The organism is Pseudomonas sp. 2848 (assembly GCF_003253945.1).
Taxonomy (GTDB): Bacteria; Pseudomonadota; Gammaproteobacteria; order Pseudomonadales; family Pseudomonadaceae; genus Aquipseudomonas.
Window position 1 is genome coordinate 201,075 of record NZ_QKZD01000002.1, and the last position, 13,583, is coordinate 214,657.

Genomic DNA, 13,583 nt, shown 5'->3' on the forward strand with positions numbered 1-13,583 from the left:
CGCTCAAGGAATGCAGGTCACGTTGCTCGGCTCGTTCACGACCACCTTGCGGCTGGCGTCGTATAACAGCACCTGCGGCTGCATCGCCGGAGCCCGGGCCTCCAGGCGGTAACGCTCGCCCGCCTTGAAATCGTTGTAGCGCACAGTCAGGTAGCAGGTCCGCTCGGTCGGGTCGGTACTGAAGCCACCGGCGTAGATCTCGTAGTCGAAACGCACCACCAGTTCGTGCCGGCCCGGCGTCACCTGAAAGTAGCGGCCATCGTCCAGGCGCTTGCCGTCCAGGCGGTCGGCCATGAGGGTGCGACCGGGGGTGATGGTGTACATGTCGATCCAGGCCTTGCCGGGGTCGGCGGGGGGCAAGGGGCTGGCGCAAGCCCCCAAAGCACTGAGGGCCATCAGCATCATGGGCTGGCGCATGGTGAAACTCCCGCTCGCGATTCACAGGCTACAAGCATAGCGCCGTTCGCGGTGTTCAGGTGCGCTGGCAGCCTGCCGGTTCGCCCTGGCCGATCAGCTTCTGGCGCTGGTCGTAGAGTTTGATCCACGGCCGGAAGCCGATGCTGCCGGCTTGCATCTGGTAGCGCTGGCCGGCAGTGAAGTCCTTGAAGGTGAGATTGAGCTGGCAGTCGCGCCACAGCGGTTCCTCCACCGGGCCGATGTTGCTGGGCGTCACGGCGAACTGGTAGCGCACGGTCAGTTCGTGGTTGCCGGGCTGTACCTCGAAATAGCGGCTGTCGGCCCAGTCGCGCTCATCCACTTGCAGGGCGTGCAGCGAATCGTTGTCACCCGGTGCCAGGTCTACCCAGGCCTGATTCGGGTCCGGGTCGGGCAAGGTGGAACACCCGGACAACAGCACGAGCGTGCCGACGGTAAACAGTGTACGCATGGCAATGCTTCCCCTTGGCGAGATAGTCTTGGTCGCATTCGGCCGACGAGCGAGATAGACAGCCTCGATGTTTGGACTTTTTCTTTTCATGCGCTGCAGCCGTCGGGCTCTCGACCGCGTTTTCACCCGGTTTGTTCCCGTGACGCTGGCTGTCCTGCTGAGCGGTTGCTCAAGCGTGGGCTATTACGGTCAGCTGGCCGAAGGGCAATGGCAGCTGTTGCGGGCACGCCAGCCGCTGGATCAGGTGATTGCAGACCCGGCCACCAGCCCGGCCTTGCGTCAGCGCCTGCTGTTCGCCGAAAAAGCCCGGGGGTTCGCCAGCACGCAACTGAAGTTGCCGGACAACGGCAGTTATCGGGTGTATGCGGATCTCGGCCGGCCATACGTGGTGTGGAACGTGTTCGCCACCCCGGAGCTGTCATTGCAGCCGGTGACCCATTGTTTCCCCATCGCCGGTTGCGTGGCCTATCGTGGCTACTACCGCCAGGGTGCCGCCCGCGGAGCGGCGGCGCTGATGCGCCAGGAGGGGATGGATGTCTATGTCGGGGGCGTGGAGGCCTACTCCACCCTGGGCTGGTTCGACGACCCGATTCTTTCGACCATGACCGGCTGGGGCGAGGAGCGCCTGGCCACGGTGATTTTCCATGAGCTGGCGCATCAGCGCTTCTACGTTCCGGACGATACCGAGTTCAACGAATCGTTCGCGTCGTTTGTCGAGCAGGAAGGCACCCGGCAATGGCGCGCGGCGCGCGGGTTGGCGGCGGTCGAGGACGGCGGCGTGGCGCAGCGCGAGCAATTTACCCGCTTGGTGCTGGCCAGCCGCGAGCGACTGCAAGCGATCTATGCGGGACCCTTGGATGAGGCAGGCAAGCGTGCGGCCAAGCAGGCTGAGTTCGAGCGGTTGCGACGGGAATACCGGGAGGCGCGGGATCGGAATTGGGGCGGGGATCGGCGCTTCGATGCCTGGATACTCGCGCCGTTGAACAATGCAAAGTTGCTGCCGTTTGGATTATATGACCAATGGGTGCCGGCGTTTTCGCAGCTGTTCAAAGAGGTTGGTGGGGATTGGCTGCGGTTTTATGAGCGAGTAGAACAGTTGGGTCAGATGCCCATTGATAGGCGCAAGGCACAGTTGGAGCGTCTGATGCCATCGCGGGGCAAGCCCGCTCCCCCGCTGGCATCTGATCATGGCGTGGGAGCGGGCTTGCCCCGCGATGGGGTCAGCGTGTAAAGCCCTGGTGCAGCTCAGCCAGCGTCTCGAAATGGAACGCCGGCGCCTCAGCCACGAGTTCTTCCCGGCTGCCGAACCCATAGCCCACCGCGACGGCCTGCAAACCGTTGCTGCGCGCACCGATCAGGTCATGCTTGCGATCCCCGATCATCAAGGTCTGCGTCGGATCCAGCCCCTCCTCGTCCAGCAGGTGGCGAATCAGTTCCACCTTGTTGGTCCGCGTGCCATCGAGCTCACTGCCGTAGATCACCTTGAAGTGATGGTCGAAGGCGAAATGACGGGCGATTTCGCGGGCGAACTCCCAGGGTTTGGAGGTGGCGATGTACAGGGTGCGGCCCTGGTCATTGAGTGCTTGCAGCAACTCGGGGACGCCGTCGAACACCAGGTTTTCGTACAGCCCGGTTACCTTGAAGCGCTCACGGTAGAAGTTCACCGCGTCCCAGGCCTTGGCCTCGTCGAAGGCATAGAACTGCATGAACGCCTGCAGCAAGGGCGGGCCGATGAAGTGCTCGAGGCGGGTAAGGTCCGGCTCGTCGATGCCCAGCTTGGCCAGCGCGTACTGGATCGAGCGGGTGATGCCCAGGCGCGGGTCGGTCAGGGTGCCGTCGAGGTCGAAGAGGATGTTTTGCTGGTGCATGGTGTTCTCTGCAGACGAATTCATTCCGGGCGGTCGTAGCCTTCGGCCAGGTGCTGGTCCTTGAGCTTGACGTAGTTGCCGGCGCTGTAGGGGAAGAACGCGTGTTCCTGCTCGCTCAACAGGCGCACCTGCTTTACCGGGCTGCCCATGTACAGGTAGCCGCTGACCAGGCGCTTGCCGGGTGGCACCAGGCTGCCGGCGCCGATGATCACTTCGTCCTCGACGATGGCGCCGTCCATGATGGTGCTGCCCATGCCGACCAGGATGCGATTGCCCAGGGTACAGCCATGCAGCATGACTTTGTGACCGATGGTCACCTCGTCGCCTATGATCAGTGGGTAGCCATCGGGGTTGAAGGGCCCGGCGTGGGTGATGTGCAGCACGCTGCCGTCCTGCACGCTGGTGCGCGCGCCGATACGGATGCGGTGCATGTCGCCGCGCACCACGGTCAACGGCCAGATCGAGCTGTCCTCGCCGATCTCGACGTCGCCGACGACCACCGCCGAACGGTCGACGAAGGCCCGTGGTCCCACTTTCGGCGTGTGTTCCCGAAACGTGCGGATGGCCATGATAGTGTTCCTCTGCAATGCCGATAGGCAGGCTGCCTGCTGCGGTCGGCGTCGATTGTAATTAAGATGGTCCCGTGTTTCTCCTGCCAAGGTACCCGAACCGTGAGTGCGAACAACCCGCTGCTGCAGTCCCATGATCTGCCGCCCTTCTCGGCGATTCGCGCCGAGCATGTGCTGCCGGCGATCGAGCAGATCCTCGCCGACAACCGCAAGGCCATCGCCGAGATCCTCGAAAAGCAGGGCAAGAACCCGACCTGGGCCGGCCTGGTGCTGGCGATGGACGAACTCAACGATCGCCTGGGCGCCGCCTGGAGCCCGGTCAGCCACCTCAACGCGGTGTGCAACAGCCAGGAACTGCGCGAGGCCTACGAGTCGTGCCTGCCGGCCCTGAGCGCCTATTCCACCGAACTGGGCCAGAACCGTGCCCTGTTCGAAGCGTATGAAGCCCTGGCCGCCAGCCCTGAAGCCGCCAGCTTCGACGTGGCGCAGAAGACCATCATCGACCACGCCCTGCGCGATTTCCGCCTGTCGGGCATCGACTTGCCGGCCGACAAGCAGCAGCGCTACGCCGAGGTGCAGAGCAAGCTCAGCGAACTGGGCAGCCGCTTCTCCAACCAACTGCTCGACGCCACCCAGGCCTGGACCAAGCACGTCACCGACGAAGCCGCGCTGGCCGGCCTGACCGACTCGGCCAAGGCGCAGATGGCCGCCGCAGCGCAGGCCAAGGGCCTGGACGGCTGGCTGATTACCCTGGAGTTCCCCAGCTACTACGCAGTGATGACCTACGCCAGCGACCGCGCCCTGCGCGAAGAGCTGTATGCCGCTTACTGCACCCGTGCCTCCGACCAGGGCCCGAACGCTGGCCAGTTCGACAACGGCCCGGTGATGGAAGAGATCCTCGACCTGCGCCAGGAGCTGGCTGGGCTGCTGGGTTACAAGAATTTCGCCGAGCTGAGCCTGGCCACCAAGATGGCTGAGTCCAGCGACCAGGTGCTGAGTTTCCTGCGCGACCTGGCCAAGCGTTCCAAGCCATTCGCCGCCCAGGACCTGGAGCAGCTCAAGGCCTATGCCGCCGAGCAAGGCACCCCCGAGCTGGCCAGCTGGGACGCCGGGTACTTCGGCGAGAAGCTGCGCGAGCAGCGCTACAGCGTGTCCCAGGAAGCGCTGCGCGCCTACTTCCCGATCGACAAGGTGCTGTCCGGCCTGTTCGTTATCGTGCAGCGCCTGTACGGTATCGAGATCAATGAGCTCAAGGGCTTCGATAGCTGGCACCCGGACGTGCGCCTGTTCGAGATCAAGGAAAACGGCCAGCACGTCGGCCGCTTCTTCTTCGACCTCTATGCCCGCGCCAACAAGCGTGGCGGTGCCTGGATGGATGGCGCCCGCGACCATCGCCGCACCGCCAATGGTAGCCTGCAGAGCCCGGTGGCCAACCTGGTGTGCAACTTCACCCCGGCCACGCCCGGCAAGCCCGCGCTGCTTACCCACGACGAAGTCACCACCTTGTTCCACGAGTTCGGGCACGGCCTGCATCACCTGCTGACCCGTATCGAGCATGCCGGTGTGTCCGGCATCAACGGCGTGGCCTGGGACGCGGTGGAGCTGCCGAGCCAGTTCATGGAGAACTGGTGCTGGGAGCCCGAGGGCCTGGCGCTGATCTCCGGCCACTACGAGACCGGTGAGGCATTGCCCCAGGACCTGCTGGACAAGATGCTCGCGGCAAAGAACTTCCAGTCCGGCATGATGATGGTGCGCCAGCTGGAGTTCTCGCTGTTCGACTTCGAGCTGCACGCCACCCATGGCGACGGCCGCAGCGTGCTGCAAGTGCTCGAGGGTGTGCGTGACGAGGTCTCGGTGATGCGTCCGCCGGCCTACAACCGCTTCCCCAACAGCTTCGCGCACATCTTCGCCGGCGGTTATGCGGCGGGTTACTACAGCTACAAGTGGGCCGAAGTGCTGTCGGCCGACGCCTTCTCGCGCTTTGAGGAAGAAGGTGTGCTCAACGCCGAGACCGGCCGCGCCTTCCGCGAAGCCATCCTGGCCCGTGGCGGTTCCCGCGAGCCGATGGTGCTGTTCGTCGACTTCCGTGGCCGCGAGCCTTCCATCGATGCATTGTTGCGCCACAGCGGCCTCACCGAGGACGCGGCGGCATGAGTGAGGTAGCCGTGAGCAAGAGCAAGCGACGCTTCATCGCCGGGGCGGTTTGCCCGGCGTGCAGCGAGATGGACAAGCTGATGATGTGGAACGAGGACGGTGTGCCGCACCGTGAGTGCGTGGCCTGTGGGTTCACTGACACCCTGAACGAACAAGGCCTGTCGGTACCCAGCGAGCTCGGCACCCGGGTCAATCACCTGGCGCCGAAAGCGCCGCCGGCCAAGGTGCAGACCGTGCAGTTCTTCCCCAATCCGAAGCTGAAGAAGCCGCAGGATTGAAGGTAAAGCGCTGGGCAAGCGCGCTTCCACGCAAGCACAGCGTGGGAGCGGGCTTGCCCCGCGATAATCGGCTGTAGCCATCCTGCTGGTCTAGGATTACTGTATGAATGAACAGTAATTCGAGTTGTCATCATGAAACCAGCCCCCATTCGCGGCCGCGGCACTGCCGACAATCCGCACAACCGCTTCGCTCCGAACGTTTCAGTGGCCGAGGACGATGGCTGGTACCAGGAAGTCCCACTCACCCAGGGCACCGAGGTGCGGGTCGAGACGGCCAAGACCATCATCGCCCGCAATACCTCCCCTGACCTGCCCTTCGACCGCTCCATAAATCCGTATCGCGGCTGCGAGCACGGTTGCATCTACTGCTATGCGCGCCCCAGCCATGCCTACTGGGATCTCTCTCCCGGCCTGGACTTCGAAACCAAGCTGATCGCCAAGACCAACGCCGCCGAGGTGCTCGAGCAGCAACTGAGCAAGCCTGGCTACGTCTGTGCGCCGATCAACCTGGGGTCCAACACCGACCCTTATCAGCCCATCGAGCGCGAACAACAGCTGACCCGGCGCCTGCTCGAAGTTCTGCTGCGTTACCGCCACCCAGTGACCATCGTCACCAAGGGCTCACTGGTGCTGCGCGACCTGGAACTGCTGAGCGAGCTGGCCAGCCAGCGCCTGGCGCGGGTGATGATCAGCCTCACCACCCTGGACGATGAGCTCAAGCGCACCCTCGAACCACGTGCTGCCGCTCCAAAGGCGCGCTTGCGCGCTATTCGCGTGCTGCGTGAGGCTGGTGTGCCGGTGGGCGTGCTGTGTTCACCGATGATCCCGATGATCAATGACAGCGAACTGGAGCACCTGCTAGAGGCGGCGAAGGAGGCCGGCGCGCAGAGCGCGGCGTACATGATGCTGCGCTTGCCGCTGGAGGTGGCACCGTTGTTCGAGCAGTGGCTGCACGATCACTACCCGCAGCGGGCCACGCATGTGCTGAGCCTGATTCGTCAGAGCCGGGGTGGTGAACTGTACGACAGCCGATTCGGTGCGCGGATGCGCGGTGAAGGGGTGTTCGCTGACTTGCTGGCGCAGCGCTTTCGCAAGGCGGCCAGGCGGCTGGGGTTCGAAGGGCGGGAGGACCTGGCGCTTGATTGCAGTGCCTTCTGCCCTCCCGGTGCACAGATGGCACTGTTCTAGCCAGCGGCTCGTTCAATCGGGAAGGCGAGCCCTACCTATAAGTACAACTAAAGCAACCCAACAATTTCACTCATGAAGGTTGGCAACTGATGCTTTTTTGCTATTATCCAATGCTCCCCTCGCCTATCCAGAACGCCCGTTCTAGAGCCTGCGCAATTAAGTTTCAGTTAAGTTTCCTACGCTAGCGTGAGTCATGAGTCAGCAATGACTGTGATTATTTACCCGTGCGCGTCATCTAAATCCCCGCGTCACCCCAATCTTTCCCCGGTAACATGGAATTCACTTTCAAACCGTCAAGAGGATGAATCATGCCCGTCAAGGACCCCTCCAAGGCCGTCCCGGCTGCACCCGCCGAAAGCGCTGATGCCGCCATGAAGCATATCGTCGACGGCTTCCTGCGGTTTCACACCGAAGTCTTTCCCGAGCAGCAAGAGCTGTTCAAGAAACTGGCTACCGCGCAAAAGCCGCGGGCCATGTTCATCACCTGCGCAGACTCGCGCATCGTCCCCGAACTGATCACCCAGAGCTCGCCCGGCGACCTGTTCGTGACCCGTAACGTCGGCAACGTGGTGCCGCCCTACGGCCAGATGAACGGCGGTGTATCGAGTGCTATCGAGTACGCCGTGCTGGCGCTGGGCGTGCACCACATCATCATCTGCGGTCACTCCGACTGCGGCGCGATGCGAGCGGTACTCAACCCGCAGTCGCTGGCGAAGATGCCGACCGTTTCCGCCTGGCTGCGCCATGCCGAGGTAGCGCGGACCGTGATCGAGGACAACTGCTCCTGCGGCAGCGAGCACGAAAGCATGCAGCTGCTGACCAAGGAAAACGTCATCGCCCAGCTGCATCACCTGCGTACCCACCCCTCGGTCGCTTCGCGCCTGGCCGCCGGGCAGCTGCATATCCATGGCTGGATCTACGACATCGAAACCAGCCAGATCGAAGCTTACGATGCCGCCAGCGACCGCTTCCTGCCGCTGACCGCAGGCGAGTCGATCCCTTCTGCCACACCGAGAGGCCGCTACTAAGCGACCCCAACACGCTGAACAAGCCTTGATTGCCGGCTGCACCCGATGGGTGCGGCGCGGCCTTCGCCTGCCTTGAATCTTCCTGAATGCCGTGCCGGCAGACCCGCTGGCGGCCCACGCCTGCGCGTCGTTCAGGCTTCCCCGTGCTAGCGGCCAGCGGAATGGCCGTGAATCTAGAAAGGAGCTACATGGTGAACATGACACAGATAAAGGCGGCCCTGCCGCGTGAGTTGCTGGCCTCGGTGGTGGTCTTCCTGGTGGCCCTGCCCTTGTGCATGGGCATCGCCATCGCCTCGGGCATGCCGCCCGCGAAGGGGCTGATCACCGGGATCATCGGTGGCATCGTCGTGGGTTTTCTCGCCGGCTCACCGTTGCAGGTCAGCGGCCCGGCGGCGGGCCTGGCGGTGCTGGTGTTCGAGCTGGTGCGCCAGCATGGCGTGGCCATGCTCGGGCCTATCCTGCTGCTGGCCGGCCTGCTGCAACTGCTGGCCGGGCGCTTGCGTCTGGGCTGCTGGTTCCGGGTCACCGCGCCAGCAGTGGTATACGGCATGCTTGCCGGGATCGGCGTGCTGATCGTGCTGTCCCAAGTGCACGTGATGTTTGACATGGCGCCTCAGCCATCGGGTGTGGATAACCTGCTGGGCTTTCCGGCGACGCTGGCCTCGGCCCTGCCGCTGGAAAGCGCAGGCGCCGGTTGGCAGGCTGGTGCGCTGGGCTTGGGCACCATCGCCATCATGTGGGGTTGGGAGCGCTGGCGCCCGCAACGCCTGCGCTTCATTCCCGGTGCCTTGCTCGGTGTGGCGGCAATGACCGCTGTCAGCTTGTGGCTGGCACTGCCGGTCAACCGCGTGCAGGTACCTGCGGACCTGTCCGAGGCCATTGACTGGCTGCGCCCGGACGACCTGCTCAAGCTGGCCGACCCTACCCTGCTGGTGGCGGCCTTTGCCCTGGCCTTCATCGCCAGCGCCGAGACCTTGTTGTCCGCAGCGGCAGTCGATCGCATGCACAGTGGCCAGCGCTCGGATTTCGACCGTGAGCTGTCGGCGCAGGGTATCGGCAACATGCTCTGCGGCGTGCTTGGCGCGTTGCCGATGACCGGGGTGATCGTGCGCAGCTCGGCCAACGTCCAGGCTGGTGCGCAGACGCGGGCCTCGGCGATCTTCCATGGGCTCTGGTTGTTGGCCTTCGTGGTGGCGCTGAGCAGTGTGCTGCAGCAGATCCCGGTGGCCAGCCTGGCCGGGGTTCTGGTCTATACCGGCATCAAGCTGGTCGACTTCAAGGCGTTCCGCGGCCTGGGCCGCTATGGGCGGATGCCGATGTTCACCTATGCGGCGACTGCACTGGCGATCATCTTCACCGACCTGTTGACCGGCGTATTGCTGGGCTTTGCCCTGACCCTGCTGAAGCTGGCGCTGAAGGCGGCGCGGTTGAAGATCAATCTGGTGGCATTGGGTACGCCGGGGCACATGGAACTGCGCCTGAGCGGCGCGGCCACCTTCCTCAAGGTGCCGGCGCTGACCCAGGTACTGGATACCGTGCCGGAAGGGACCACGTTGCATGTGCCGCTGGGCAACCTGAGCTATATCGACCATTCCTGCCTGGAACTGCTGGAGGATTGGGGGCGCAGTGGCGCGGCCAAGGGCTCGCGGCTGGTACTGGAGCAGCGGCGTCTGAAGCGGCGGGTTGAGGGGCGGTTGCGGACTACGGCGGGAGTTGGCGCTTAGGGTAAGTCTGTAGCGGCCTATCGCTGGGCAAGCCCGCTCCTACGATCGAGTTCGTGGGAGCGGGCTTGCCGCGACTAGGTAGGATCAAGTCAACTCAGGCCGACTGGCTCAACTCCACGCCGAGCTGGCGCGACAGGCACGGCCAGCGTTTCCAGGCCTCTCCGGTTTCCGGGTTCGACAGCTTGTCGCGATAGCGCTCCACTGACTCCACGGCAAAGCTCTCGTCATCGAGCATCTCGTCCACCGAGTGATGTACCACCTCATCGAGCTGGTTGGCGAAGGTCTCGCCGATCAGCTGGTGGGCGATCAGGTTGGCGACCGTGGTATCCACCGGAATCAGCGGTTGCTGGAAATGGCGGATATACAGGTCGTTGACCTCCTCGACCAGGCGATGCGCCAGGTAGGCCTCGTCCAACAGGCAATCCAGCCCGACCTGCCCGTCCATCACGCTCGGCGGCTGCAGGAAATAGGCCTCGGCAATCTTCAGCACCGGCTTGATCTGCGACTCGATGCCGGCCTCGAGGGCCACGGTGTGCGCGGCTTCGAGCAGTTCTGGAACCTCGTTGATGTAGGCGCCGACGAAGCGGGCCAAAGTACCCTGGGCGTCCTGCTGGGGTAGGTGGATCGAAGGGTGCAGGTGTGGCAGTTGCTTCTCGAGACGGTTTTTCAGTTGGCCTGTGCGGCTCTCGTGTTGATGGGCGTTTTCGATCTGCTCGCGTACAGCAGCGATGTTCATGACAACTCCAGGGACAAGGCGTTACAAACGGAAGACACTAAGTTAGCTTGCTTACGAGAATCGCTAAGACGCATTTGTTATATCGCTTAGGCGCGTGTAGGAAATTGGCTATATCAATGTGCCATTATTGTGCTCCAGCCCAGTATTCATGCGCCATCCAGCGCAAACGTTTGGTTGCGTGAAGATCATTTCAGTCCCTGCGTTGCGCCCCATTGGTCGGTGTCTATACTCCGCTTGAAACGTGATTCGTTGATGAGGCCCGACTGCCTTAAGCAGGGGGCTCGGTCGTCGAAGCCAGGCAGTCTTGGCCACCGTTCCCCCCTTTGTCGTAGCAGGTCGTCCACGCCTCCGGGACTACAAGAACGATAAGGGGAACCCGCAATGATGCGACATCCACATGTCTGGATGGGCCTGTTGCTGTGGTCATTGTTTGGTCAGGCACAGGCAGCATGGACGGTGAACATGGCGCCCGGGGCGACGGAAGTCTCCCACGCGGTGTTTGACCTGCACATGACCATCTTCTGGATCTGCGTGATCATCGGCATCGTGGTGTTCGGCGCGATGTTCTGGTCGATGGTCATTCACCGCCGCTCAACCGGGCAGAAGGCCGCGCACTTCCACGAGCACACCTGGGTCGAGATCCTCTGGACCGTCGTGCCCTTCCTGATCCTCGTGGTCATGGCCATCCCGGCCACCAAGACCCTGATCGACATCTACGACGCCAGCGACTCGGACATCGACATCCAGGTCACCGGTTACCAGTGGAAATGGCACTACAAGTACCTGGGCCAGGACGTCGAGTTCTTCAGCAACCTGGCTACCCCCGCCGAGCAGATCCACAACAATTCACCGAAGGACGAGCACTACCTGCTCGAAGTCGACCAGCCGCTGGTACTGCCGGTGGGCGCCAAGGTGCGCTTCCTGGTGACCGCCGCCGACGTCATCCATTCCTGGTGGGTGCCGGCCTTCGCGGTCAAGCGTGACGCCATCCCCGGCTTCGTCAACGAGGCCTGGACTCGGGTCGAGAAGCCCGGGATCTACCGCGGCCAGTGCACCGAGCTGTGCGGCAAGGACCACGGCTTCATGCCGGTGGTGGTCGAGGTGAAATCCAAGGCCGACTACGACTCCTGGCTTGGCGAGCGCAAGGCCGAGGCGGCCAAGCTCAAGGAACTGACCAGCAAGGAATGGACCCTCGAAGAGCTGGTGGCACGTGGCGACAAGGTCTACCACACCACCTGCGTGGCCTGTCACCAGGCCGAGGGCCAGGGCCTGCCGCCGATGTTCCCGGCCCTCAAGGGCTCGAAGATTGCCACCGGGCCCAAGGAAGCGCACCTGGGCATCGTCTTCCACGGCAAGCCGGGCACCGCCATGGCGGCATTCGGCAAGCAGCTTTCGGAAGTCGATATCGCCGCGGTGGTCACCTACGAGCGCAACGCCTGGGGCAACAACAAGGGCGACATGGTCACGCCGAAGGACGTGTTGGCGCTCAAGCAGGCCGAAGCGCAATGAGCCGGGCTACCCGCGGCAGTCAGTGGATTGCAGGAGACAGGACATGAGTGCAGTGATCGACGACCACGCCCACGGTCATGAACACGCCCACGGCCCGGCCAAGGGCCTGATGCGCTGGGTGCTGACCACCAACCACAAGGACATCGGCACGATGTACCTGTGGTTCGCCTTCACCATGTTCCTGCTCGGCGGCTCGTTCGCCATGGTGATCCGCGCCGAGCTGTTTCAGCCCGGCCTGCAGATCGTGGAGCCTGCGTTCTTCAACCAGATGACCACCATGCACGGGCTGATCATGGTGTTCGGCGCGGTGATGCCGGCCTTCGTCGGCCTGGCCAACTGGATGATCCCGCTGATGATCGGCGCGCCAGACATGGCCCTGCCACGAATGAACAACTTCAGCTTCTGGCTGCTGCCGGCGGCGTTCCTGCTGCTGGTCTCGACCCTGTTCAGCCCCGGTGGCGGGCCGAACTTCGGCTGGACCTTCTATGCCCCGCTGTCGACCACCTACGCCCCGGCCAGCGTGACCTTCTTCATCTTCGCCATCCACCTGATGGGCATCAGCTCGATCATGGGCGCGATCAACGTGATCGCCACCATCCTCAACCTGCGCGCCCCCGGCATGACCCTGATGAAAATGCCGCTGTTCGTCTGGACCTGGCTGATCACCGCGTTCCTGCTGATCGCGGTGATGCCGGTGCTGGCCGGCGTGGTGACCATGATGCTGATGGATATCCATTTCGGCACCAGCTTCTTCAGCGCGGCCGGCGGCGGTGACCCGGTGTTGTTCCAGCATGTGTTCTGGTTCTTCGGGCACCCCGAGGTGTACATCATGATCCTGCCGGCCTTCGGCGCGGTCAGCTCGATCATCCCGGCGTTCTCGCGCAAGCCGCTGTTCGGCTATACCTCGATGGTCTACGCCACCGGGGCGATCGCCTTCCTGTCGTTCATCGTCTGGGCCCACCACATGTTCGTGGTCGGCATCCCGGTGGTGGGTGAACTGTTCTTCATGTACGCCACCATGCTGATCGCCGTGCCCACCGGGGTGAAGGTGTTCAACTGGGTCAGCACCATGTGGGAAGGCTCGCTGACCTTCGAGACGCCGATGCTGTTCGCCATCGCCTTCGTCATCCTGTTCACCATCGGCGGCTTCTCCGGGCTGATGCTGGCCATCGCGCCTGCGGACTTCCAGTACCACGACACCTACTTCGTGGTTGCCCACTTCCACTACGTGCTGGTGCCGGGGGCGATCTTCGGCATCTTTGCCTCGGCCTATTACTGGCTGCCGAAATGGACCGGGCACATGTATGACGAAACCTTGGGCAAGCTGCACTTCTGGCTGTCGTTCGTCGGCATGAACCTGGCCTTCTTCCCCATGCACTTCGTCGGCCTGGCCGGCATGCCCCGGCGCATCCCCGACTACAACCTGCAGTTCGCCGACTTCAACATGGTCTCGTCGATCGGCGCCTTCATGTTCGGTGCCACGCAGATCTTCTTCCTGTTCATCGTCATCAAGTGCATTCGCGGTGGCGCGCCGGCACCGGCCAAACCCTGGGACGGCGCCGAGGGGCTGGAGTGGTCGATCCCTTCACCTGCGCCTTACCACACCTTCCAGACGCCGCCGGAAGTGAAGTAGGAGCTTGCCC

At 63.4% G+C, this 13,583-nt stretch carries 13 protein-coding genes; 8 read left to right on the top strand and 5 right to left on the bottom strand.

The window, feature by feature from the left end:
* Nucleotides 1-3: 3 nt before the first annotated feature.
* Together DFS21_RS04865 and DFS21_RS04870 are read right to left on the bottom strand one after the other, a co-directional pair.
* Nucleotides 4-417, bottom strand: coding sequence for a hypothetical protein (locus DFS21_RS04865; protein WP_023628733.1), 414 nt, complete (start codon nucleotides 415-417; stop codon nucleotides 4-6).
* Between the two features lie 55 nt (nucleotides 418-472).
* Nucleotides 473-886, bottom strand: a complete 414-nt coding sequence (locus tag DFS21_RS04870) for a hypothetical protein (RefSeq protein ID WP_102682992.1) — start codon at nucleotides 884-886, stop codon at nucleotides 473-475.
* Nucleotides 887-953: 67 nt separating this feature from the next.
* On the opposite strand from DFS21_RS04870, the gene DFS21_RS04875 reads away from it, so the two are divergent.
* On the top strand, nucleotides 954-2,117 hold the full coding sequence (locus tag DFS21_RS04875; protein WP_371926765.1) for an aminopeptidase: 1,164 nt from the start codon (nucleotides 954-956) through the stop codon (nucleotides 2,115-2,117).
* Here DFS21_RS04875 and DFS21_RS04880 read toward each other — a convergent pair.
* Nucleotides 2,107-2,754, bottom strand: coding sequence for an HAD family hydrolase (locus DFS21_RS04880; protein ID WP_111532034.1), 648 nt, complete (start codon nucleotides 2,752-2,754; stop codon nucleotides 2,107-2,109). The two genes, DFS21_RS04875 and DFS21_RS04880, sit on opposite strands and share 11 nt — an antisense overlap.
* A 20-nt stretch (nucleotides 2,755-2,774) precedes the next feature.
* Nucleotides 2,775-3,323, bottom strand: coding sequence for a gamma carbonic anhydrase family protein (locus DFS21_RS04885; RefSeq protein ID WP_110696935.1), 549 nt, complete (start codon nucleotides 3,321-3,323; stop codon nucleotides 2,775-2,777).
* Between the two features lie 66 nt (nucleotides 3,324-3,389).
* Here DFS21_RS04885 and prlC point away from each other — a divergent pair, with 66 nt between their 5' ends.
* The 5 genes from prlC (at nucleotide 3,390) to DFS21_RS04910 (ending at nucleotide 9,695) form a co-directional block, all read left to right on the top strand.
* The gene (prlC, locus tag DFS21_RS04890) at nucleotides 3,390-5,477 is read left to right on the top strand and encodes an oligopeptidase A (protein WP_082120337.1); all 2,088 of its coding nucleotides are present in this window, start codon (nucleotides 3,390-3,392) and stop codon (nucleotides 5,475-5,477) included.
* The gene (locus DFS21_RS04895) at nucleotides 5,474-5,755 is read left to right on the top strand and encodes a YheV family putative zinc ribbon protein (RefSeq protein WP_102682995.1); all 282 of its coding nucleotides are present in this window, start codon (nucleotides 5,474-5,476) and stop codon (nucleotides 5,753-5,755) included. Before prlC ends, DFS21_RS04895 begins: the two co-directional genes overlap by 4 nt.
* 132 nt (nucleotides 5,756-5,887) lie before the next feature.
* Nucleotides 5,888-6,943, top strand: coding sequence for a PA0069 family radical SAM protein (locus DFS21_RS04900; RefSeq protein ID WP_371926766.1), 1,056 nt, complete (start codon nucleotides 5,888-5,890; stop codon nucleotides 6,941-6,943).
* A gap of 308 nt (nucleotides 6,944-7,251) precedes the next feature.
* Nucleotides 7,252-7,971 carry a carbonic anhydrase gene (locus DFS21_RS04905; protein ID WP_102682997.1) on the top strand — a complete coding sequence of 240 codons (720 nt, stop codon included), beginning with the start codon at nucleotides 7,252-7,254 and terminating at the stop codon, nucleotides 7,969-7,971.
* 188 nt (nucleotides 7,972-8,159) lie between these two features.
* Entirely contained in the window at nucleotides 8,160-9,695 is a 1,536-nt protein-coding gene (locus DFS21_RS04910; RefSeq protein ID WP_371926767.1) for a SulP family inorganic anion transporter, read from the top strand.
* Nucleotides 9,696-9,789: 94 nt separating this feature from the next.
* On the opposite strand, the gene DFS21_RS04915 is transcribed toward DFS21_RS04910, so the two are convergent.
* Entirely contained in the window at nucleotides 9,790-10,431 is a 642-nt protein-coding gene (locus DFS21_RS04915) for a hypothetical protein (RefSeq protein WP_111531931.1), read from the bottom strand.
* Nucleotides 10,432-10,812: 381 nt separating this feature from the next.
* Here DFS21_RS04915 and coxB point away from each other — a divergent pair, with 381 nt between their 5' ends.
* Both coxB and ctaD read left to right on the top strand, forming a co-directional pair.
* Entirely contained in the window at nucleotides 10,813-11,940 is a 1,128-nt protein-coding gene (gene coxB, locus DFS21_RS04920) for a cytochrome c oxidase subunit II (RefSeq protein WP_111531932.1), read from the top strand.
* 43 nt (nucleotides 11,941-11,983) lie between these two features.
* A complete protein-coding gene (gene ctaD / locus DFS21_RS04925; protein ID WP_023628965.1) occupies nucleotides 11,984-13,573 on the top strand; it encodes a cytochrome c oxidase subunit I in 1,590 nt (529 codons plus the stop codon).
* The last annotated feature ends 10 nt before the right edge of the window (nucleotides 13,574-13,583 follow it).